The organism is Pseudoalteromonas sp. SG45-1, from assembly GCF_014164135.1.
Taxonomy (GTDB): Bacteria; Pseudomonadota; Gammaproteobacteria; order Enterobacterales; family Alteromonadaceae; genus Pseudoalteromonas; species Pseudoalteromonas distincta.
In genome coordinates this window covers 24,811-49,321 of the sequence record NZ_JACJEP010000021.1, presented here as the reverse complement: position 1 = coordinate 49,321, position 24,511 = coordinate 24,811, and the positions used below count along the sequence as shown (strand labels likewise).

General features: G+C 38.9%; 18 protein-coding genes and 1 pseudogene. 7 read left to right on the top strand and 12 right to left on the bottom strand.

Features of this window, described 5'->3' with window-relative positions:
• The first annotated feature begins 20 nt into the window (after nt 1-20).
• Nucleotides 21-1,571: a tryptophan halogenase family protein gene (locus tag H5117_RS15825; RefSeq protein WP_182738631.1), complete on the top strand. Its 1,551-nt coding sequence runs from the start codon at nt 21-23 to the stop codon at nt 1,569-1,571.
• Nucleotides 1,564-3,051, top strand: coding sequence for a tryptophan halogenase family protein (locus H5117_RS15820; protein WP_182738630.1), 1,488 nt, complete (start codon nt 1,564-1,566; stop codon nt 3,049-3,051). The genes H5117_RS15825 and H5117_RS15820 overlap by 8 nt, the downstream gene beginning before the upstream one ends.
• 77 nt (nt 3,052-3,128) lie before the next feature.
• Here the strand turns inward: H5117_RS15820 and H5117_RS15815 are convergent, their stop codons facing one another.
• Entirely contained in the window at nt 3,129-5,705 is a 2,577-nt protein-coding gene (locus H5117_RS15815; RefSeq protein ID WP_182738629.1) for an exo 1,3/1,4-beta-D-glucan glucohydrolase, read from the bottom strand.
• Nucleotides 5,706-5,943: 238 nt separating this feature from the next.
• Between H5117_RS15815 and H5117_RS15810 the strand changes: the two genes are divergently transcribed.
• The 3 genes from H5117_RS15810 to H5117_RS15800 all read left to right on the top strand — a co-directional run bounded on the left by H5117_RS15810 (nt 5,944) and on the right by H5117_RS15800 (nt 9,908).
• A complete protein-coding gene (locus tag H5117_RS15810; RefSeq protein ID WP_182738628.1) occupies nt 5,944-7,272 on the top strand; it encodes a GH1 family beta-glucosidase in 1,329 nt (442 codons plus the stop codon).
• Between the two features lie 32 nt (nt 7,273-7,304).
• On the top strand, nt 7,305-8,831 hold the full coding sequence (locus tag H5117_RS15805) for an MFS transporter (protein WP_182738627.1): 1,527 nt from the start codon (nt 7,305-7,307) through the stop codon (nt 8,829-8,831).
• Between the two features lie 75 nt (nt 8,832-8,906).
• Nucleotides 8,907-9,908, top strand: coding sequence for a LacI family DNA-binding transcriptional regulator (locus H5117_RS15800; protein ID WP_182738626.1), 1,002 nt, complete (start codon nt 8,907-8,909; stop codon nt 9,906-9,908).
• Nucleotides 9,909-9,927: 19 nt separating this feature from the next.
• Here the strand turns inward: H5117_RS15800 and H5117_RS15795 are convergent.
• Nucleotides 9,928-10,062 (bottom strand): annotated as a pseudogene (locus H5117_RS15795) (LysR family transcriptional regulator); the annotation flags it as partial.
• A 242-nt stretch (nt 10,063-10,304) separates the two neighbouring features.
• On the opposite strand from H5117_RS15795, the gene H5117_RS15790 reads away from it, so the two are divergent.
• Nucleotides 10,305-11,474 (top strand): MFS transporter, encoded by a 1,170-nt coding sequence (locus H5117_RS15790; RefSeq protein WP_182721432.1) that lies wholly within the window; start codon nt 10,305-10,307, stop codon nt 11,472-11,474.
• A gap of 74 nt (nt 11,475-11,548) precedes the next feature.
• On the opposite strand, the gene H5117_RS15785 is transcribed toward H5117_RS15790, so the two are convergent.
• The 8 genes from H5117_RS15785 to H5117_RS15750 form a co-directional block, all read right to left on the bottom strand.
• A complete protein-coding gene (locus tag H5117_RS15785) occupies nt 11,549-12,064 on the bottom strand; it encodes a M23 family metallopeptidase (RefSeq protein ID WP_182721431.1) in 516 nt (171 codons plus the stop codon).
• Nucleotides 12,065-12,154: 90 nt separating this feature from the next.
• On the bottom strand, nt 12,155-12,421 hold the full coding sequence (locus H5117_RS15780) for a YrhK family protein (RefSeq protein WP_182738625.1): 267 nt from the start codon (nt 12,419-12,421) through the stop codon (nt 12,155-12,157).
• Between the two features lie 151 nt (nt 12,422-12,572).
• On the bottom strand, nt 12,573-13,913 hold the full coding sequence (locus H5117_RS15775) for an SPFH domain-containing protein (RefSeq protein WP_182711601.1): 1,341 nt from the start codon (nt 13,911-13,913) through the stop codon (nt 12,573-12,575).
• Nucleotides 13,906-14,244 carry a hypothetical protein gene (locus H5117_RS15770; RefSeq protein WP_024595217.1) on the bottom strand — a complete coding sequence of 113 codons (339 nt, stop codon included), beginning with the start codon at nt 14,242-14,244 and terminating at the stop codon, nt 13,906-13,908. The genes H5117_RS15775 and H5117_RS15770 overlap by 8 nt, the downstream gene beginning before the upstream one ends.
• A gap of 234 nt (nt 14,245-14,478) precedes the next feature.
• Complete coding sequence (locus H5117_RS15765) at nt 14,479-15,966, bottom strand: hypothetical protein (RefSeq protein ID WP_182738624.1); 1,488 nt, start codon at nt 15,964-15,966, stop codon at nt 14,479-14,481.
• Between the two features lie 581 nt (nt 15,967-16,547).
• On the bottom strand, nt 16,548-19,640 hold the full coding sequence (locus H5117_RS15760; protein WP_182738623.1) for a pilus assembly protein: 3,093 nt from the start codon (nt 19,638-19,640) through the stop codon (nt 16,548-16,550).
• Nucleotides 19,641-20,195: 555 nt separating this feature from the next.
• On the bottom strand, nt 20,196-20,606 hold the full coding sequence (locus H5117_RS15755) for a hypothetical protein (RefSeq protein WP_182738622.1): 411 nt from the start codon (nt 20,604-20,606) through the stop codon (nt 20,196-20,198).
• A 513-nt stretch (nt 20,607-21,119) separates the two neighbouring features.
• The gene (locus H5117_RS15750; RefSeq protein ID WP_002963253.1) at nt 21,120-21,527 is read right to left on the bottom strand and encodes a hypothetical protein; all 408 of its coding nucleotides are present in this window, start codon (nt 21,525-21,527) and stop codon (nt 21,120-21,122) included.
• A 378-nt stretch (nt 21,528-21,905) separates the two neighbouring features.
• Here H5117_RS15750 and H5117_RS15745 point away from each other — a divergent pair, with 378 nt between their 5' ends.
• Complete coding sequence (locus tag H5117_RS15745; RefSeq protein ID WP_039488156.1) at nt 21,906-22,454, top strand: hypothetical protein; 549 nt, start codon at nt 21,906-21,908, stop codon at nt 22,452-22,454.
• Nucleotides 22,455-22,528: 74 nt separating this feature from the next.
• On the opposite strand, the gene H5117_RS15740 is transcribed toward H5117_RS15745, so the two are convergent.
• A complete protein-coding gene (locus H5117_RS15740) occupies nt 22,529-23,779 on the bottom strand; it encodes a sodium:proton antiporter (protein WP_182738621.1) in 1,251 nt (416 codons plus the stop codon).
• Between the two features lie 269 nt (nt 23,780-24,048).
• A complete protein-coding gene (locus H5117_RS15735) occupies nt 24,049-24,468 on the bottom strand; it encodes a hypothetical protein (protein WP_024600633.1) in 420 nt (139 codons plus the stop codon).
• Between the last annotated feature and the right edge of the window lie 43 nt (nt 24,469-24,511).

Genomic DNA, 24,511 nt, shown 5'->3' with positions numbered 1-24,511 from the left:
CAACTTTAGGGTGTTAACTCATGACCAAACCAATAACAAAAATAGTCGTTTTAGGTGGTGGTACTGCCGGCTGGCTAAGCGCAGGCTTATTAGCCGCCGAACACCCGCACCTTAATGTAACGTTAGTGGAGTCGGCAAACGTGCCTATATTGGGTGTGGGCGAAGGCACATGGCCGTCAATGCGTAACACCTTACAACGCATTGGCATTAAAGAAATTGATTTTATAACCCAGTGCGACGCGTCATTTAAACAAGGTTCTAAATTTATAAATTGGCGCAACCTCAGCGAGGGAGAAAACTACTACCACCCTTTTATGAATCCACAAGGCTACGAGCACACTAATTTACACGCCAGCTGGCAACGTATTGCACCTGATCAAAAATTTGCTGACGTTGTTAATATGCAAAGCTTTGTATGCCAAGCAGCACTTGCACCAAAGCAATTACAAACAGCCGAATATGCAGCGGTCACCAACTATGGCTATCATTTAGATGCGGGTAAATTTGCTGAGTTTTTAAAAAATCACTGTGTTAAAAATCTAAACGTTACACATATTATTGACGATGTAACCGAGGTTATTAACGACGAACATGGCTATATTGCTTCATTAAAAACAAATAATAATGGCGATATAACAGGTGATTTATTTATAGATTGCTCAGGCTCTCGTGCTCGTTTAATTGGTGAGCATTTTAATAGTGAGTTTATAGCGCAAGATCATATTTTATTTAATAACAGCGCTGTTGCGGCGCAAATACCTAATGCACACACCGATCAGCCAATCGCCTCTGCTACGCTATCTACAGCGCAAAGTAACGGCTGGATTTGGGATATAGCCCTGCCAACACGCCGTGGTACAGGTTATGTATTTAGTAGTAAATATCAAAGTGATGAAAGCGCAACAAATACACTAAAAAGCTACATAGCCAAAAGCACCAGTGAGCAACAAGCTGAGCAACTTACCTACCGTGTATTAAAATTCAGCCCTGGTTACAGGCAAAAATTTTGGATTAAAAACTGTGTTGCCGTGGGTATGTCTGCTGGCTTTTTAGAGCCGCTTGAAGCGTCAGCTCTTGCTATGGTTGAACTTTCAATTAGCATGATAAGCGAGCAACTACCGCAAAACCGCACCCACATGAGCCAGCTTGCAAGTCGTTTTAACAGCCGCTTTAGCACTCGTTGGCAGCGCGTTATTGAATTTTTAAAACTTCATTATGTGCTAAGCGAGCGCGACGACACTCCTTATTGGCAAGATATTAGTAATTTAAATACCGCGCCCGAGCGCCTGCAAAACTTACTTAAACTTTGGCAATTTCAGCCCCCTAGCCGCTTTGATTTTATTGAAAACGAAGAAGTGTTTTCATCAAGCAGTTACCAATACGTTTTATATGGCATGGGCTTTGATACACAAACAGTATCTGCAAAAAATACATTTAACGACCCACGCGCTGGGGATTACTATTATCAGCAAAATCGCGAAAAAATAGCGCAGTGCTTAAATGGACTGCCAAGTAATCGCGCGCTTTTAAATCATCTTTTATCAAATAATGGGCAGCCACATAATGACTAAAACAAACGCTGTTAAAAACGTAGTAATTGCTGGAGGCGGCACTGCAGGTTGGATGGCCGCAGCGGCACTTGCTAAACTAGTTGGTAACAATATAAACATAACCCTTGTTGAATCTGACGATATTGGCACTGTAGGTGTTGGCGAAGCAACAATTCCGCCTATTCGTACATTTCATAAATTGCTGGGTATAAACGAGCAAGCATTTATGAAAGCCACTCAAGCCAGCTTTAAATTAGGTATTAGCTTTGAAAACTGGGGCGATGAAAACACGCATTATATTCACTCATTTGGCGCAACGGGCAAAGAATGTTGGGCGGGTGAATTTCATCACTTTTGGCTGCAAGGTAAAGCACTTGGAATAAACAACCCATTTGGCGATTACTGCTACGAGCTGCAAGCGGCTAAAGCCGGTAAATTTGCGTTTAATCAGCAAAACCCTATTAACTATGCCTACCATATGGATGCCACGCGTTACGCGCAGTTTTTACGTGAATTTTCAGAGCCATTAGGTGTAAAACGCATTGAAGGTAAAATACAAAAAGTAGTAAAAAACACTAAAACGGGCCATATAGAATCATTGATTTTAAATAATGGCGAGCACATTAACGGCGACTTTTTTATTGATTGCACCGGCTTTAGAGGTTTATTAATAGAGCAAGCATTGCATACTGGCTACGAAGGCTGGTCGCATTTACTACCGTGTAACAGCGCCATTGCGGTGCAAACAAAATCAACCAGCGAGACCGTATTGCCACTTACCCGCTCTATTGCCCACAAAAGCGGCTGGCAATGGCGTATACCGCTGCAAAACCGTGTAGGCAACGGATTAGTTTATTGCAGCCAATATATGGATGACGAACAAGCCAAAGCGCTACTATTAAATAACATTGAGGGCGAGGCGCTTACAGAGCCCCGTATAATTAAATTTAAAACAGGGCGCCGCTTAAAAGGCTGGAACAAAAACTGCCTAGCGCTTGGCCTTGCTAGCGGTTTTGTTGAACCACTTGAGTCCACCAGCATTCACTTAATTATGTCGGGTATTATTCGCTTTATGCGTTTATTTCCGTTTAATGGCATTACCAATCACGCCATTGACGAATACAACAAACAGCTTAAAAGCGAAATTGAAAATATTCGCGACTTTATTGTGCTGCACTACAAAGTAACTAATCGCGATGACAGTGAGTTTTGGCAACACTGTAGCGCCATGGAAGTGCCAAAAACACTTCAGCATAAAATTGATTTGTTTAAACAAACCGGCCGTGTATTTTTAGATGATGGCGACATTTTTAGAGTCGACTCGTGGGTGCAAGTAATGCTTGGTCAAGGTATTGAGCCTAATCAACATCACTTAATAGCCAGCATGATGAGCGATGGAGAACTCACCCGTTTTTTACACGGTATTAAGCAACAAATAGAGCAACGCGTAAGCCAATTACCACCCCATCATGTGTTTTTAAAGCAATATTGCCCAGCATAAATATCCTCTTTAAAAAAAGCCCTTATTACTAAGGGCTTTGAGACAACACACAATAAACTTAACTTATAAGCACTCTACTACTCACACTTTATTTTTGCTGTTTCAGCGCCTTGTGGTTCAAAGCTAATATCTGCAACTGAAACGCTAAGCTCGCCTGCCGTTTTAATAATAAAAGGGCTGGTTACTCTGGCAAAATCAACACCCTTTTTAGCAAAACACGTTAAATCTATGCTCATGGTTTGCCATGTATTTAAATCAGCATTTTCAAGATCACGGGTAATATCAAGCTCGCCGCCACAGCCTTGTTCGCACTTCATTGCAAGGTATGTTTGCGAGCTAGGTATTTGGTTTACTTTATAGCTAAAGCTAAGGGCGGAATTTGCTTCAATGTAGGCCACTTTGTCTTCGGTAAAGTTACTATTAATTTCGATGTAGCTGGGTGCAGTGCCATCAAAATTAAATTGCATCGCATCTTCTTGAATCGCTTTGTCTTCAGTGCGATAAGTAATACCGCCAAGCTTTACACTGTTACTTGCTACTTGGTGCTGCTCGCTGTTTGAATTTAAAAACAAACGCCACGGTGTTTTAAAACTGCCATTAAATATAGATAACGGCGCAAGGTTACTAACATCAACACCTGAGTCTTCATTTAGATTATTGGCAAGCGTACTTTCATCTTTATACGTTAAGCCAAAGCCATAGGGTAATAATGGCGAGTAATCAGCATCACCCTTATTTACTGCGGTTTGTAGTGGCGATTTAGGCCACGAGAAAGACAACTTACCTTTAAAGTCGTATTGTACCTGCCCACTTTCATCCGCTAATAATACATCTGCAATGCCTTGTCCTTCAGTGCCAGGAAGCCATGCTGCTACAAATGCATCTGACGCGTTTAGCTCGCTGTTAACCCACATTGGTCTGCCCGATATAAACACCGACACCACCGCAATACCTTGCTGCTTTAATGTTTTTAATATTTTAAGAGAGCGTTTATTGTTACGTTCAAACTCAAGGTTGTCTTTATCGCCATGTCCCTCTGCGTATGGTTCTTCACCAAATACAACAATGGCTACATCGGGTTTGGTATTAAACTCACCCGTTGGGCTTAAAATAGCGTTACCGCCAGCGGCATCTATTTGTGTTTTTAGCCCCGCATAAATAGACGTTGCCCCAGGAAAATCTGCATTTTGATTATTAGTTCCCTGCCACGTAATACTCCAACCGCCCGATTGCTTGCCTATGTTATCAGCCGCATCGCCCGCTATAAGTATGTTGCTTGATGGGTTAAGCGGTAATAAATGGTTGTTGTTTTTAAGCAGTACTAGCGACTCTTGTACCGCTTGGCGGGCAATATCGCGATGTGCTGGCGCGCCTATTAGTTCTAATTTACCTGAATATTTTCGATTTGCGGGGCTTGGTTTATCAAATAAACCCGCACGTAATTTAACGCGTAAAATACGTGCCACGGCGTCATCTATTCGCGCCATTGTTATTGTGCCCGCTTTTACTTGTTTAATTGTATTTTCATAAAGTGGTTTCCAAGCACCCGTTGGCACCATAAAAATATCAAGCCCCGCATTAACAGCCTGCGGGCAACTTTCATTTGTACAGCCTGCAACTTGTCCGTGTCCGTTCCAATCTCCTACAACAAAGCCATCAAAACCCATTTTTGTTTTTAATACATCGGTAAGTAAGTATTTATTGCCGTGATTTTTTTTACCATTCCAGCTATTAAACGATGCCATAACCGACTGACTACCTGCGGTTAAGCCACCTATATAACCTTGCGCATGAATGTTATATAACACCTCTTCGCTATCAATGTTATCGCCTTGATCGTCACCATCTACTGTGCCGCCATCGCCTAAAAAGTGCTTAACGGTACTAATTACGCGTTTATCACTTAAAAAGTCTTCATCGGCTCTGCCTTGCAATCCGTTTACAATTGCGGCTGAATACTCACGTACAATTGCAGGGTCTTCTGAGTAGCCTTCGTACGTTCTGCCCCATCGGTCATCGCGCACAACCGCAACAGTCGGTGCAAACACCCAATCTATGCCTGTTGCCATTACCTCTATTGCAGTAGCTGCTGCAATTCGCTCAATTAATGCGGGGTTATTAGCAGCACCTAAACCAATATTATGCGGAAATAACGTCGCCCCAATCACATTATTATGTCCATGTACGGCATCGGTGCCCCACATGGTTGGAATTTTACTGCCATCAATTGAGTCATCAACCGATGCTTTATACATGCTCTCCGCAAGCGTTATCCAATCTGCAGGCGTTGCATGCTTATTAGCATTTGGGAACGAGCCACCGCCATTTAAATACGAGCCAAAACCATATTTACGCATGTCTTCAACACTAATATCGCGAATTTCAGGTTGGATCATCTGCGCTACTTTTTGCTCAAGCGTCATTGTTTTTAAGTACTGTGCAATCGTATTTTCAATTTCAGGCGTTTTAACTACTTTGCTTTTAAGCGTTGGCCAAAGTGATAAATCACCTTGCTCATGCTCAGCCTTTTTGACTACGGCGCTTTGGCTATTATTTGCGTTAATCTCTTGTTTGTTACACCCACTTAAAACGCACAATCCTCCTATTAAAATAGGGAGCATGTGTAACCTGTTAGTGTTTAAGCTTTTTTTCATTTTTATAGCCCTGTGTTGTGTCAGTGTGATTTTTTGAGCGCCTATTTGTTATTTAAATTTAACTATTGACCTGTTTAACAATAGCCACTAACCTAAATATGGAAGCGCTTCCTTAAAGTTATTAAATACCATACTTAGTGATTAATCAAATTAAATATGGAAGCGCTTCCAATAATAAATTTAATATACGCTCTATACAAAGCAAACTTTACCAAAAAGAAGCAGAGGTTTTCTCTTAATGAAACAATTATCTTTACCTAGTGGCTCACCACTTTTAGCCAAAAATTTTACTTATGGTGTAGCTACGGCCTCATTTCAAATTGAAGGCGGCGCAGCTGATCGCTTGCCATGTATTTGGGATACCTTTTGCAGTAAAGAAGGCAAAATAGTCGATAATTCAAATGGCGATGTAGCCTGCGAGCACTACACTCGCTGGAAAGACGATATAAACTTAATTGAATCATTAGGTGTAGACGCTTACAGACTTTCTATTTCGTGGCCGCGCGTAATGACTAAAAGCGGTCACTTAAATCAGGCAGGCGTTAAGTTTTATACCGACATTTTAGATGAATTAAACCGTCGTAACATTAAAGCTTTTGTAACGCTGTACCACTGGGATTTACCACAACATATTGAAGACGAAGGTGGCTGGCTAAACCGTAACACCGCTTACGAATTTGCACATTACACAGATTTAATTACCAAAGCTTTTGGGGAACGTGTGCACTCTTACGCCACCTTAAACGAGCCTTTTTGCAGCTCTTACTTAGGTTACGAAATAGGCGTACATGCACCTGGCATAGTAGGTCGCGAATTTGGTCGTAAAGCCGCGCACCACCTATTACTGGGTCACGGTTTGGCTATGCAAGTACTTGCTAAAAATAGCCCAAATACACTAAACGGTATTGTACTTAACTTTACGCCTTGTTACTCAGTTACCCAAAGTGAAGACGATTTAAAATCCACTGCATTTGCTGATGACTATATAAACCAATGGTACATGCAGCCTGTAATGCAAGGTAAATACCCTGATATTATTAAGCAATTACCTAAAGCCCACCGCCCAGATATTTTAGATGGCGACATGGAAATAATTGCTCAACCGCTAGATTACCTAGGGGTTAACTTTTATACCCGCATGCATTATCAAGCAAGCGAAACCGACTTTTACCATGAGCTGCCACATAAAGCGCCAATGACCGATATAGGCTGGGAAATTTATCCTAAAGCGCTGACAGAATTACTTGTATCGTTAAACGAAAAATACACCCTACCGCCTATTTATATTACCGAAAACGGCGCAGCCATGGCTGACGAATTTAAAGACGGTGAAGTGAGAGACAACGACCGTATTGAATATTACCACGAGCATTTAAATGCCCTACATAACGCAACTGAGCAAGGCGTAAAAGTAGATGGTTACTTTGCGTGGAGCCTAATGGATAACTTTGAATGGGCAGAAGGATATTTAAAGCGCTTTGGAATAGTACACGTAGACTACAACACACAAAAACGAACTGTTAAAGCCAGCGGTAAAGCGTACAGTAACCTAATAACTAGCCGATAATTTTTCGGCTTATAACAATAAGAACACACACAGTGAACAAACTCCCTTTATACGAAAAAGTCGGTTACGCCATGGGCGATGCCGGCGCTAACTTAGTGTGGCGCGGCGCGCTTGCTTATTTAGCGGTGTTTTACACCGATACATTTGGCATATCGGCGGCTGCCGCTGCCATGTTGTTTTTAGTGGTAAGGCTATCTGATGGCGTAACCGATATTATTATGGGTATGATTGCCGACAGAACGCAGTCGCGCTTTGGTAAGTTTCGCCCGTGGATACTCTACTCGGCACCATTTTTGGGCTTGTTTATGGTGTTGTGTTTTACTACCCCCGACTTTAACACCACCAACAAACTTATTTATGCCTACGTAACCTACATTGGTTTAACGCTTGCTTACACTGTAAGTAACGTACCCTACTCGGCACTTATGGGCGTTATGACACCCGACGACACAGAGCGCACAAAGCTCTCTGGTTTTAGGTTTGCAGGTGCGTTTACTGGTGGTTTATTGGTTATGGGTTTTTTACCTGAGCTAGTGGCATTTTTTGGCGGTGGCGACAACGCTAAAGGCTATCAGCTTACTATGTACTTATTTGCCAGCTTACTTATTATTTTAATGATTATAACGTTTGCGACCACTAAAGAGCGTGTAACACCGCACGCCTCAAATGAAGGGAATTTAAAATCAGAATTATTTGATTTAACCAAAAGCCTGCCATTTATAATCCTACCTTTGCTTGCTACTACCTTGTTTTTTTATTACCGCGATTTATACAGCGGCGTATTTTTTGCCCTTGTTATGGCTGCAATGACATTCGTTATTAAAAAATTACTCAATAAAGATAAGCAAAGCTTAACGGGATCACAGCGCGACATGGTTGATCTTCTGACCAACAAACCTTGGCTGGTATTACTCGGCATTGGTTTTTTAACCATGATGTTTAATGGCATAAAATACGGTGTAATTGCGTACTACTTTAAGTACCACGTAGCCAATGAACTCATTGCTGGGCAATACTTTATTGCTTTGTTGGTTGTATCTATATTTGGCGCACTTGCCACAGGTAAACTGGCCGAAATTATGGGTAAACGAAACCTTTTTATTGCTTCATTAATGCTAAGCGGGTTACTCACTACTGCATTTTACTGGGTACCTAGCGATAACCTGGTAGCAGTATTTACCTTTGGTTGTGCTGCTGAATTTTTTGCCGCCATGATGCCAACATTGTTCTTTAGTATGCTTGGCGATTCAGCCGATTATTCAGAGTGGAAAAATAAACGCCGCGCAACAGGGCTTATTTATTCTGCGGGTACGTTTGTGCAAAAAACCGGTGGTGGTTTTGCAGGTGCATTAGTATTAGTGGTACTTGCAGGCTACGGTTATAACGGCATGGATGAGCTAACAATTACTCAAGCCCTACCTGGTATGCAGTTACTTATGAGCTGGATACCTGCCGCATTTGCTTTTTTAGGTGCCGCATTGATGCTTATTTATCCGCTTACCTCAGCAATGACGCAAAAAATAACAGAAGACTTAGCAATTAGACGCAGTAATGTGTAAATTAAGTTTTAATGACTCTTCGCGCTTTATATTTTTATAAAGCGCGAGTAAAAATACATATAAGCTAGGACATCAATGGCGACAATTTATCAAGTATCAGAAATGGCAGGTGTGTCTTTATCAACTGTTTCAAGGGTACTTAACGACAACGACTACGTAAGCAAAAAAACTAAAAAAAAGGTATTAGAAGCAATGAAAGAGCTAGGCTATCAGCCAAGTTCTATTGCTCGCTCTTTGGCGTCTAGCACTACAAACAGCGTCGGTATTTTAGTTTCTGAGTTGGATGGTCCGTTTTTTGGTCAAATGATGTCAGCCATTGAAGAGCACCTTCGTATTGCAGGTAAACACGTTATTATTACCCCTGGGCACAGCGACGAGAAAAAAGAAAAAAAAGGCTTTGAGTTTTTAATAGGCCGTAATTGCGACGCTATTATTGCCCACGTAGAAGCAGTATCAAATGAGTACTTAATTGAGTTAAGTAAAGGCAAAACCCCTATTTACTTAATGAGCCGCTACGTTAAAGAAATTGAAGAAAACTGCATTAGCCTCGACAACGTAATGGGCGGCTACTTAGCCACTAAAGCCATGATCAACAAAGGCCATAAAAACATTGCGTACATAGCAGGCCCGCAGTTTAAAGAAGACGCGTCAAATCGTTTAAAAGGTCACAAACAAGCCCTAGCAGAGTACAACCTAACCTTTGACGAAAACCTATTTTACATAGGCGACTTTAAAGAAACCGGCGGCAGCGACGGCTTAAGGCATTTTATTCAAAATAAAGCGCAAATAACCGCCCTTGTATGTGCCAATGACGAAATGGCATCGGGTGCTATGAAATACGCCCGCGAACACGGTTTTAACCTGCCAAAAGATTTAGCCATTATTGGGTTCGATAACGTAATTTTTACCAATTACCTCTACCCAACACTGACTACAATAGATAACCCAGTTCCCGAAATGGGCCGAGCTGCGGCTAACTTAGTACTTAAAGACATTTATAAAAAAAGCGGCATAACAGTAAAGCACGTGTTTCAGCCAAAGCTTATTTTAAGAGACTCAACACCCGACATTAATTAACTTTAAACCTAATTTAAATCTAGTTTAAATCTAAGTTATGTAACTCATTACGCACCCACTGCGTATCCAAATATTGCTCTACGTGCTGCTGCGCAAACTTTAAAAAGTTACGTGCAGCATGCGATATGTGCCTGTCTGCTTGCATTACAAAAAACCTATTCAGACATAAATGCTCACAAATATAAAACAATATCCACATGAAAAAACTACAATAAAAAGCATAATAGATCCGATAATTTACCAAAAAGATCGTTTTAAAGTTTATTTATATTATTTAATAAAATATCACTTTACTTATTTTTAATTTGGCTCTAAATTCGCGCAAATTTTATTATTAAAGTAACCTCTCAAACTTTAAAACAGTGGTTATTTACCTTGATGAGTCGATAAACACACATGGCCGAATCAGCCGCCACAAGCACCTCTAACAACCCTTTAGCACCCGTTATCGGGCTGTCATTTTTTGCTATCGCATCCGGCTTTTTAATGAGCCTTATTCCGCTGTCGTTACCCGCATTTAAACTCGATGAAAACCTAGCGCCTTGGCTTGCGAGCATTTTTTACTTTGGCTTACTTATTGGCGCCACCACAATAGAGCGCATTGTGGTAAAAATGGGTCATCGCTTCGCATTTATATTATTTTTAAGCCTATTAATAGCAAGCGTGCTTGCACAACTTGCACTGCCAAATACCGTTAACTGGTTAATTGCACGATTTGTAGCAGGTGTTGCTGTTGCCGGTGTGTTTGTCGTTGTTGAGTCTTGGTTATTAATGACCAACACAGCAAAGTCGCGTGCTAAACGTTTGGGTTTATACATGACCTCACTTTATGGGGGCAGCGCGGTTGGTCAACTTGCTATAGGGCCGCTTGGCACCGAAGGTTCAACGCCTTATTTATTTGTAGCCTCGTTATTATTTTTAGCTATTTTAGCCCCTTTATTAATAACCAAAGGTCAGCCCGAAAAACAGCACCTTGAAAAACTACCACTAAAAGAAATAAAAACATTAAGCCACCCAGCTATGCTCGGATGCTTAGCATCGGGCTTATTACTGGGCCCTATTTACGGCTTAATGCCGGTGTATATTGCAGCACAAGCTGATCAAGCTCAGTACACAGGAACACTTATGGCGGTTATTATCTTAGGCGGCATGGTCGTGCAGCCGCTTGTGAGTTACTTATCTACTCGGCTTGAAAAAAGCTTATTGATGGGTATGTTTTGTTTAGTAGGCGCAGCCGGTGCTGTGGGTATACTACAAGCAAACACTTTAGCAGGATTAATAGTAAGCTACTTAATACTAGGCGCATGCAGCTTTGCACTTTACCCGATTGCTATAACACTTGCGTGCGACTCATTACCAATGGCAAAAATAGTATCTGCAACTGAGGTAATGCTTTTGAGTTACAGTATTGGGTCGGTATTTGGCCCTATGCTTGCTGCAAATTTATCTGATGCACCCAACGGTATTGTGTTTTATTTAGCAGGCTGTTTAATCACTACCTGTATTTATATGTTTATTAAAAGCATTAAAAATATTCGCGCGGGTAAAACCCCAGTTGCAGGCTAATTTTTAGCTTAAATACACGCTTGCTTATTAACTAATTCTAGCTGTTAAACATCTTGATTTAACAGCTAAAACTATTATTTAGCAGTGAGTTTTTTATGTGGGCTCAAAAAAAACATCTTTTTCCACCCTTGGTTTTGCGTTGTAAAAAGCCACGGCATTGGCACTAACGATAAAATAGAATAATGCACATGAGGCTGTTTTCCTGCGGCATTTCCGGTATCGCCCAGTAAGCCAATTTGACTGTTTATGCTTACTACATCACCTGTACTTACCGAGTAGTTATTTAAATGTGCAAAATAATGCACGCGCCATTTAGGCCCAAGCACCGCAACCACCTTACCACCACGAGTTAACTCACCTGCAAATATAACAATACCGCTTGTTGAGGCAACTACGGGAGTATTTTTTGTGCCAAAAATATCAATTCCTTTGTGCACACCCGACCTACCCCAAGGCTCGTACCAAAACGTGTTATGGTTCCAATCTTTACTTGTGGCACCTTGTACCGGAATCATTATTTTTTCGGGAATTAGTAAGCCTACTATTAATAAAGTAGCTATTCCAATTGCAATCCACTTAAGTACTTTCACTTTTTCTATCCTTGATATTTAAATAACTTATACTGGTAAATAAAACACCATAATAACTGAACTCATCATGAGTCGTATTTATGGTTTTATTTATGGAGTTTTATTTGAATGAAATACCCGACTAACATGTACTAAGCTGATCAATTTCAAAATAGGTTTTATAAGCAATTGAGCACTGCCCGCTATAAACAGCCATGTGCCACTTTCTATTAGTGAGTCATTTAAAAAGAAAAAACTGCCAATTAAAAACCAAACAGCTATCAAAAAATCGTTAAACGCTCCCAGCGCTTCATATCGTCGCTGGATGGTAATATGCTCTTGTCCTAAATCTAAAATAAACTGATTACTGGGGCCCATAAGTACTGCTCACTCTTTTATTTCATAATTTAAAAAGCTTGTTTTCACAAGCTAAGCCGCACCATACAATAACAAAATTTACGCAATAAAAAACGCTGGCCAATGCGAATCAGCCAACGTTTTATTGTTTGTGCAATACTTAACTAATCGTTTATTTTTTCTCTTTTTCTAAACGCTTTTTAAGACTTAATGCAGCATCGGCGGCTAATAAACGCATAAATTCAGAGCCATTACTTTGCTCGCCTTGGCCTGCGCCTATTACAATTTCAGGCACTAAACGGCTATTACCTAAGCTTGTAAATAAAGCGGTTTGAATTTTAACTTCTGCTTTTAGTGTTTCATCAAATACATACTTTGGATCAAGTGCAGCAGACTTAGCTCTTAAACGAGCCTCAGCTAAAACGTCCATACCTAATGCTTCTAAACGTTGTTGCTTTAGAATCTCTTCTTGCTCTTTCGCAAGCTCCGCTTTTACAGCCACTCGTTGCTGCGCAGAAATAATGGCATTTGCCTTAATTCGTTCAGCATCAATTTGCTCTTTTATTTTTAGCTTTTCAGATTCAGCACGTTGCTTAGCAATTGCTTGTTCACCTAAAGCCACTTCAGTACGCGCTTGTTGCTCTGCTTTTTTAAGGTTTTGACGCGCTAGCGCTTCATCAGCAGCAGCCTGCTTTTGGGCTTCAAGGCGAGCATTTACTTTGCTTTCGTAGTCAATATCAATAATGCTGGCATCAACTACTGTAATACCGTAAGCGCCTAAAATGGGTGCGTTACGCAGTGTATTACCCTCATCATCCATTTTAATATTAATAGTGACACGTTGCTGTTTACTTAAATTACCTAAGTCGTCAGATTTATCGCGCTCACCTGTACTAATAATTTGCTCAGTAACAAAAATACCGTTGGTTAATTGATCTGCAAAATCTTGGCTTAATTGACCATTACCACCAGAGTAATGTTGCTCTACCGACATCATTCGCGCCGACGCTTTTACATTTTCGGTGGTTGCACGCATTAATAAATTAGATATTAATGTTTCTTGTGAACCAAACTCTTCGTGTATTTTAAGTAAACCACGTAGAGCACCCGACTCTGCTGCTGGTACATTGCCTGGTAATCTAAAACGAGAGACACCTCGTGCGCCACCTGTTGTGGTATCTAAAAATCGAATTGGTATTAGCGGTACAATTGCGCTTGCTGTTGCACCGGCATCGCCCGTAAAGTTAATCGAAATTACTTTTTTATAAGCAGATGTACTACCAAACGCTTTTAAGTAAGGGCCGGCTTGATTTATTACGGTTAAGTTACCTGTAAAAGCCGATTGATGTACTAAACGCTCATCTGCTTCATTCCACGAAACAACTTGCGATGTAAGGGTTGCTATCACTACCAATACAACAATAATTGATGACACTATAATTACATTACGACGACCAAATCGACTCATAAATGAGTCATTTTTTACTGCTGGGACTGCTTTTTCGCTATCCATTTTTATTACTCTCCATGTTTAATTTCTTTTTAACAAAGTAAATAATTTCCTGTTCACTCAAATGTGCGCAAAAGCTACCAGAGCGATGTAACTCAACAAATGTTGCAAGGATTTCTTCTTTACCTTTAGCTGTTTTATCTTGGTTTTCTTGTGTTTGATTTTTTTCTGTTAGTTGAGTGATTAGTTCATCAACTATCGTGTCTTTATCAAACAGTACGTTGTATTCCTTGGATTTTCTTACCCGACTTTTATGTACGTTGCTGTAAATTACATAAAGTGCAACGCATAAAATAATAACAAGTAAACTTAACCCTATAATATAAAAAATCATAAGCTCTACTTAAATTAGTTTAAATACTTAACGAGCAACAACAATTGTAAGCATCACTTAACAAATGTTAACCCAGTAATTTTACAGTAAACCCGAGTAAAAAACAGATTAAAAATAAAGTTCATCAGGTATACAATTATAACCGCACATAAAAGTAAGCTTTTTCAAACAAAAAATGCCAGTCAGTTATTAACTGACTGGCACTAAGCTAATATTAATTAAAGTGCTTTTACATTATTCGCATTGCACCCAATCAACACCATTTTCACTGCATTCATGCAGCATTGTTCCATCTTCTCGGCGGGTATCTCTAAACCATTTCCCTTCAATTGTTTTAATAATACGTACGTTGTCTGTGGTTTTGTATTTACGCCAAAAGCTAGCATCAATAGATGTTTCGTCATCAAACTTATAGGGCATAGCAGCGAGTACGGTCACTAAATCTTGAGTTTCTAAGTCAGTAGCTTTGTCTTTAACATTTACCCAATCAGATAATGTTTGAAAGTCGGCATTTTCTTCTCTAAAGGCAAAGTCAGTTTGGTAAAACGATCCTGACTCAGTATAGCTAATGCTAAAACCTCGCTCGAACGGTGTATCTAAATTAGCACTAACGCATTCATCTGCTGTTGGGAAGTTAACCGATGGGCTAGTATTAGTAACGCCATAAAGCACATTGCTTTGCTCAAAACTAACGTTCTCAATGCTAGAGCATCGGTAAGTACGATCGGCGTTAATGTAAACATCGTCTCTAACTGTTAATTTTCCATTTAACGATTCTTCGCCCCAAGGCGTATCTATTGAATCCAATCGAGACAAAATAACGTCAATTTTGTCGAGTTCGTCTGTATTATGAAGCTTTACTTGCTCATAAATAAGTTCAGCGCCTGCAAAAATAACTTTGTCGCGGTACCATGCATTTTCAAACCCATACTCTGCATCTTTTGCTGTGTCTTGGTAAATCACTGCTCTTACTTCTTCTGCATCAGGAAACTGAGCATCTAGCTCTTGCTTGAATTTATAGGCCGCTTTTAGTCCCTTAACAATTGCTTGTGCTCTGTCGTAAGCATCGCTGTCGTTAGTAGCGATAAAATCTGAGTAAATTTGCTCTGTCGACAAATTATAATGCGCAACCAAGTTTTGCATTACGTTTGTTATTTCGCTTTGAAGGTTTGCAAGCAACTCAGTATTTTCTTTAAGTGCATCACAACTTAAATTATTGTTACCACTTTTTTGTAATTGAAGGCTCAACTGCTCCCAAATAACGGTTGTTAAAGGTGATATATTTCGAATATCTTCATCAGTCAAAATCTCAATTGAGGGTGGAAATGACATTTGATACGCTTGTGTTACCTCCCCTAAATCCTCGTCAATTGCGCCAACTGGTACATCAACATACATAGTTGAATACGGCACACACAGCGCCTGCTCTTCTGTAAAATTAAAACTATAATTACCCGATTCTTCAGAGACTACAGAAGGTTCTGATTGCTCATCAAAAGTACCATCGCCGTCAATATCCAGCCATACTATTGCACCAGATACATAACCATCAATAACCTTTCCTGTAAGAGAGATAGTGTTAACTTCTACGGGGTCTACTTTTATAGGATCTGGCTTAGCTATAACTGGCTCTACAACGGCCGCTTTATCACCGCCACCACATCCAACAAGGCCTAGCGTAAACGCTAATGAAATAGCTAACTGACTTTTTTTAAAAAACATACAAAGACTTCCTTTTTTGCACTTTAATTATTATTAAAAATCATATTGTTATCAATTATTTTAATACAAGTAAGTAACACCAATCTGCTTATATATGGGCTCTATTTAACGTTAAGAAAATTACGCTAGAACGAGGCAAAAATTTTTGTATCTAGCGTTCTAAATAAAAATTTTTAACGACGTTATAGTGCAATTTAATTTGTTAAATTACTCAAAGATTTATGCAGGTTGGTATAAATTTAAACAACAGAAATTTATTGAATTTTTATGGGGGGATGGCAACAAGTTAACATGCCCTGTACCTATATAGTGACACATCATGTTAAATTTAGCTCTTACATTTGTTAATTAAATATAACTAACACCAGTTATTATTGACTAATATGGATTGCAAGTGCCTAGAGTAAAGGGCTCAAGTGATGACCGAGTTTTGTAAACGAATGTATATTACACATGGGTTGGTTTAGAGCGCTTCGATAACTATAAAACAATTATATAAGCAAACCATCAGCATTTTTGATTCGCTCTTAAAATTAAAAAGCCACCTAATTAAGGTGGCTTATGTTTATTGCATTGTGTTTCTAAAGTGCCTGAGTATCGTTTTCTTCGCGTTTATAAATATAGGTTTGTTGGGTTTTAAAGCCAAAACCAATTGGTTCAGCGCCATTTACTAGCTTAACTTTTCCACCTTCAACATTTAAATTTGGTCCAAGTATTTCAATAGCTTTTATCGGCTTATCAGAACCTTTAACCCCAGGGCCTATTAAATAAAACTGACTAACTTGCGTTACATCCGTTGCATCATCCCAATCGCACTTACCATCCGCATCATTATCTGCACACGACGGGCCTTCCCCAAAAAATAGTTTCGGTGTATCTGGTACATCATTACTTGTTGCAAATTTCACATCGTCATAAACCTTCGTTCCATAATGCAAATGAAAGGCATAAAGCGAACCACCGCCACCCGTTAACGAACATTGGTTTTGTGTTGATGATGAAGATGCAGGCGTAAAGGAAGTAAAGTAAGCAACCCCACCAACGACCGTTGCTGCAGCAAGGGACTTTTCGCCCGTCCCTAATTCATATCGCCATCCTTTAAATTCGGCTAACTTAACTTCAAGGTTAACAAATTTATCAACGTCATCAAGTGCGTTACCAAATGGGTCTTCATTCATTTTCATTAAATCATCTGGCACTATTGGGGCTGGAAATTCAGTAAAAATTTTTGTTAGGGTGTTTTCATCACGGATCATATACAACTGATCTTGCTCATTAGTAGCAAGTGGGTTTGAACGATTTCCGCTACCTATAACTATTGCGTCGTACGGGGTATCTAAACGGGTGGTGATCATTTCACCACCATAATTGGTTTTAGTAACTTTACTAAACAGCGTTCTAGCAACTAATGGTTTGTAAAAAAAACGTCTGTCTTGCGACGCTAATGTACTGCCAAGCTCCGCAAGTTTAAAATGGGTAATATCACCTTCATCTTCACTAGGAATATCTACTCGCCAAATATTACCACCTGTATCGGTTGCATAAATTCGGTCAATATACCCGTCGTAATCTGAGTCAAGCGTAGTTACATCCGCTGCAATACTGTGCTCTCCGGTAAAACCATGCTCATCTGGAGTCAGCGCCCATACCTTTTCGCCAGTTTTAGCATTAACAATGTAGATACCTAGCCCGGTTTCATCTGTTGTTCTAATCGCATTATCTTTGTTTGTATCGTAGCCTGCGCCAAATATTAGCAATGGATCCTCACCAAAGGCTTTAATGTACGCAATTTGAGGTTTAGACCATGTTTGCGCTAAATATTTAAATTCTTCTGAGCCACCAACAATAGGCTTATTCCATAATTTTTTAGGTTTTTTTGGGTCACTTATATCAAGCGCGTAGTAATTATTACCGCCTCTGCGCATACCTGCAAATGCCCACACTTCATCACCATCACTTGCTCTAATAACACCATCGTTTAACCCTTCGCTATTTGAGCCTTTATTATTAAAGAACACACTTATAGGCCCATCCATGCCATACACTTTTGTATTTGCAAGATTACTACGCAAAGCAGGAATGTTTTTTAATAAGGCAGCAGGTGTAAAAGCCCACTTTTCTTCAACAGTATCGCCTTTGTCTTCAAACATATGTAAAAAGCCGGCATTAGTACCAACAAGTATGTGAATACTTCCATCGCCGTAATCTATAGATACCGGCTTTGAATGCAAAGGGTCGCCAAAAATATTGATTCGCTGATCTACTGATGAGTTATCACCATCTTCATTGTCAACATCAACCCCTCGTGCCCAGCTAATATCACTCTCCTGTAAAGTTAGCCCGATATTAGGAATCAAATCAGGGGCAAGATCGGTAACTGTACCTGTCGCTAAATTTAAAATGGTTTGTACTTTATCAAAAGTAAAATCAATAATACTGCCCGTTTTATCTATGTAAATTTTACGACTGTCAGGGTCTAAAGTTGATAAAAGTAAATTTACGCCACCCTGGGCTACTAAATTCCCATCTGCAGGCTTATTAGTTGGCAGCCAAAAAGTTCGCGCTTTCTCATCAATTAACCCATTTTCATCAAGGGCTATTTTATCAGTTGAATCGACTATATTTGCACCTGATACTTTTAGTTTTTTTAAATTCCCGCTCCAACGTGCGCCTGTTTCTGGGTAAAACATCGCAAAGTAAATTGACTCTCGGCTACGTGTTTGGTCAACATTATTACTTGCTACCGTAGGAGATGAAAAACTATCGTTAACTTCGCGTATTTTCGATATTGTATTATTAAGCGCTTCAGAAAGTTCAGTCGATGTATCGGCATGTAAGTACTCGCCGCCGCCCAATAAAGCGGTTTTTTCTAATAACTTTTTACCATTTGTGCTCATGCCACTACCAAAACCGATAGTAAAAACTCGCCCCGTATCGGCAACCTCTGGCGTGGTGTCGTACAAGTCAACTTCAACATCTCTTGTACCGTGTATTATTTGAGCTAAAGCGGCTAAATAGCTATTACTTGTAGTACTAGGATATGAACCAAAAGTAGATTTGTATAATGATTTGATATCATCATTTCGGGTAATATCTTGTGTCGGATCACCATCAGTCATTAATATTAAGCTAATTGAGTTATCACAACGCTCATCTGCACCAACAGCCTGTTGAAAAGGAGAAACATAACGAGGTATATCACTACCACTTTGATCTCTCTCAATCGTAGTATCTCGTTTGTCCGTATTTTGCCCATACCAAACCGTCTGCCCAGTCATATATAGGTAAGCTTCCCATAAGGTCTCAGTAATAGGTGTATTCCCGCTAGCAGGCAGCTTTTTTATTTGACCCAATATTTTGTCATGTGAGGAGCCTAGGCCAGCCATAACATAGCCACCATCATTGCCATTAAAACGCATCAAACCAAAATCAATCGAGCTGTTATCATTTACTAATTGGGTCATCGCGCTTATACCAGCATCGATTTTTCTAGGTCCACCATTAGGCAACTTAGTCTTCATACTTCCTGAAGTATCAAAAATAATAAGTACACGAGGGTTTTCGTCGGTTTCAACATTATGGTTTACGTATAGCTCTATATCTTCGGCAAATACAGAAACGCTAATACCTACCCCGAATAACAAGGCAGCTATTTTTTTTAGTTTAAATTGCATTTTTAAATCCCTTTATTTGCGCTTTTTATTTTTATTGCGCAAGTTAATAACTACTCTATTCCCTGTTTAATTTTTAGTAATATTGAGGTGGGACTAAAAATAAAACAAAAGTCATATCTAGCTATTCATCACAAAACAGTGATTAGCATCCACGTGGTGTCAATGCTATAAAATATATATTACTTCGATTTTTAAATAAAAACAGACTAAAGTCAAAGACATTAGGTTTTATTATTATTTAAAAACAACAGTTTAAATAAAACAATCCCGTTTTACTGCACAGTTAAATCATGCTAAAAAACTATATTTTTACCTATGTTTCTATATTTATAGATCTATGTTTTAGGTAACAAGTACTTACCAATATAAATTAGTAACGTAAGGCTCTAAAAATCACCTTTAAAAACACTATTATTCAGTAAAACTGTTTTATTAAAAGAAGTGTGTTTATAGGTAACTACGGTTATTCAAACATACAAAAAAGCCCATATTAGGTGCTACCTAATATGGGCTTTTATACTCTCGCTAAATTATAAGCGCTTTATACAAGCATTCTTATAAAGATAACTCTTTCTTAGCGCGAGTTAAGTTATGTGTTACAAGTGAGTTTTTAGAAATTTGAACCGCTTCATATAAATCAGAAATACCAGCAGTGTCTTTTTGAGCCTTAATACGTGCTATACCACGGTTACTTAATGCAAACGATGTAAGTTCACGTACTTTTAAACGCGGACCATGGCTTTGCTTAAGCAATGCAATAGCTTGTGTACAAATAGCTTCTGCTTCTTCGTAGTTTCTTGCTTCAACATTTAAAGCACAGCTATTAAATGATTTTTCAAATGCGGGTGCTGCAGTTACAGAGTCTTCAATAACCATTAATTTATAATCACTTTGATTAGCCATTACAGCAGCTGAGCAAGTTAATAATGAGCCAAGAGCGATGGTTTTTAAAAGTGTAAATTTCATGATTATATTCCTAATTAGTTAAGTCGTACTTGTTGCCGACAACTTAACTTTAGAGTGTTAGCTCAATTACCACAAACGATAAAAACAAACCTAATAAGTGAATAAATCTAACCTATAGACTTTAGTCTAACGCCTATAAAAATACTCATTAATTACAATCAGTTAAAACTATAAAAATCACTAAATCATAAATAAAAGAATACAGTTTTATTATTTTTTAATAATACCAATTCGCTTAATTAAGTGATCTATTTTGAGGATGAAAAAACGTGTTGATAGCTAGGCAAAAAATTCGCTATTTGGTTGTTCTAAATGAGAATTTTTTAACGCAGGTAGCGACACGTTTAGCCCCGCAAAATGATTATGTATTATTGCGGATTGGTATAACACAATACAAAGTTAATAAGCACGAAAAAGCCGATATTGGGGTTTAACCCAACATCGGCTTTTTTACTCTCGCTATTTTATATTATGCTTTAGTAAGCACTTTATAAAACACGTTATAAAGGTTTTTTATAACGATAATTCTTCTTTAGCGCGAGTTAAGTTGTGCGATACCATTGAGCTGTTAGACAATTTTGATGCTTCGTATAAATCAGCAAGTGCAGCTGTATCGTTATGCGCTTTTAAGCGTGCAACACCACGGTTGCTTAATGCGAATGACGTAAGTTGGCGTACTTTAAATTTAGGGCCATCTGCGTCTTTTAAAAGTGCGATTGCTTTAGTACAAATTGCTTCAGCCTCAGCGTAATTTTTTGACTTAACATTTAGTGCGCAGCTATTAAATGATTGCTCAAGTGGCTGTGGCGCTGTTGCAGTTTCAATAACCATTAATTTGTAATCACTTTGATCAGCCATTGCAGCAGCTGAACATGTTAATAGTGAGCTAAGAGCGATAGTTTTGATAAGTGTAAATTTCATGATTAATTTCCTGTAAGTTAAGTCGTACTTGTTGCCGACAACTGAACTTTAGAGAATTAACACAACCCCGACAAACGATTAAAACAAACCTAATAAGTGAAGAAAATTAACCTATAGACCTTAGTCTAATACGCTTAAACTTTTTCTATATATTTAAAGAACTTACGCACCAATAATTGTGCCTAAAATCGCTACTTTACGTTTTAAAATGTATATAATTATTTATGCTTTTTTTTAGTTGGTTTTATTTTAAACACCTTACTTTGGCATAGCTGAGTAACTATCAAACAAATTTATACATTTAATTACATGCAATACTAAGTCATGTATTTATAATTGCAGCTCTGGTAACTTTTCATCATTAATGGGTTAACTTTTTTGAAACACATACTTCCTCTTTTTGTTTTATTAAGCACGCTTTTATCATTTAGCCAAAATGCTAACGCAAGGCTTTTGCTCGGTAATGACATGCCTAACACCGGTATGTTTATAAAATCAGAATTTAATGGCGATAGCAGCATTACATCTGCAGGTGTAGAAATGATGGTTAAGCAAAATTACAGTAACTTTGGTGTTGTTTTTACAAGCGCAATTGGCGCGGCAGTAATCGATAATAAACAAGGCGAGCAAGAAGAATTTATAACGTGGGACAACGGCATGAAGCTTGGTTATTTTAATGACTTTTTTATATACGCCGAGCTTGGCTTAGATCTGTTCGAACTCGCCTTTAAAAACGATAGAGGCGATAACACCTACCAAATAGAAAAATCGAACAACGACATAGACGGCTACGCAGGTATAGGTGCGGGTTATCACTTTAAGCCATTTAAAATAGAAGTATTTACCCGAGCACGCCAAATAGATGGCGACTACTGGGAAGCACAAGAACATATTTACAGCGGTGTGCAGCTCAGTTTTACGTTTTAATTGCCCTTTTCTTATAAGAAAAATAAAAAGCGTGTGAAATACAGCTATTTCACACGCTTTTTAAAAAATTATATTTAACGGATAGTTTTGGCTACTTTACCAATACTCAAACCCTGAATTAAAATAGAAAACACCACAACCGCATAAGTGAGAGCCAATAAAATATCGCGCTCGTTCCCATCAGGTAATTGCAATACCAATGCAACCGAAATACCACCACGCAAGCCACCCCAGGTTAAAACTTTCCATGCGCCAGATGGCAACTCTAATTGCTTATTAAATGTAGTGGTTGTTATACCCACAACGATTAAACGTGCGAGTAATGCTATTAAAATAGTTAAGCCACCAGCAATAAACAAATTACTCGAAAATGCAATCATGACGACTTCAAGCCCTATGAGTACAAATAAAATGGCATTTAAAATTTCGTCAATTAGCTCCCAAAACAAATCAACGTAATGGCGTGTTTTATCGCTCATAGCCATACTACGACCATGATTGCCCACCATTAGCCCCATCATTACCATTGCAAGCGGGCCCGACAAATGCCAATGGCTAGCCAGTGCATAGCCACCAATAACGCCCGCTAAAGTAAGTAGTACTTCTTCTTGGTAACTATCAATACTTTTAAGTAAGTAATATAAAATACCACCTAATACCAAACCAAAAACAATACCGCCACCGGCTTCAACCGCCAGCGTGTGTGCTACATAATAAGTTGTAGGAATATCACCACTTGATAAAACACCCAATAAAAGCACAAAAATAACCACGCCAATACCGTCGTTAAACAACGATTCACCCGCAATCACGGTTTCAATACTTTTAGGCGCACCCGCAGATTGTAAAATTCCCATTACCGCAATCGGATCGGTTGGCGAAATTAATGCACCAAACAGTAAACACCAAATAAACGCTAAATCAAAACCAAGCAAAGGTAGTACTAAATAAAGCGCCTCAGCAATAATAACCGTAGATAGCAACGTACCAACACAGGCCAAAATACCTATTGGTAATTTATAGCGCCTTAAATCGCTAACATTTACATGCAGCGCCCCAGCAAACAGCAGCATAGAGAGCATGCCATCGAGCAAAACTTCAGTAAAATCTAACTGATCGAGCAAGCTCACTTCGTAATCTATAAGATCATCAAACCCTAAAAAACCCAAAAATATAGCGCCGATAGACAAAAGCATCGAAATAACCATAACGCCAATGGTTGTTGGCAAGCCAATAAAGCGATGGTTTACATAGGTGAGTAACGCGGTAATCGATAAAAATATCGCACTTATTTCAAGTACGCTTAGGCTGGTTCCTGGTGCCATGGTTTAAATCTCAATATTTATTTAATGATGCCTTGCTCAAAACAAGTAAAGCAAAAGGGTTATTATTTTTTATACGGTTATCTCGTATTATATTCGTGTAGCCTAAACAAGCATACCCAAAATATTAATTATAAATACACACCCTACTCTGTTAACGTATTTAAAGTATTAACTCACGCGTAAAATAAAACAAAAAAGCCCATGTTAGGAATTAACCTAACATGGGCTTTTTTACTCTCGCTATTTTATATCATACTTTTATAAGTATTTTATAAAGCGCTTATCAAAGATAAGTCTTCTTTAGCGCGAGTTAAGTTATGCGATACCATTGCACTTTTAGACATTTCATTTGCTTCGTATAAATCAGCAAGGCCAGCAGTGTCGTTATTCGCTTTTAAACGTGCAACACCACGGTTGCTTAATGCAAACGATGTAAGTTGGCGCACTTTAAATTTAGGGCCATCTGCGTCTTTTAAAAGTGCAATTGCTTTAGTACAAATTGCTTCAGCTTCAGCGTAATTTTTTGACTTAACATTCAGTGCGCAGCTATTAAATGATTGCTCAAGTGGCTGTGGCGCTGTTGCAGTTTCAATAACCATTAATTTGTAATCACTTTGCTCAGCCATTGCAGCAGCTGAACATGTAAGTAGTGAGCTAAGAGCGATAGTTTTGATAAGAGTAAGTTTCATGGTCGTAGTCCTGTTGGTTAAGTCGTACTTGTTGCCGACAACT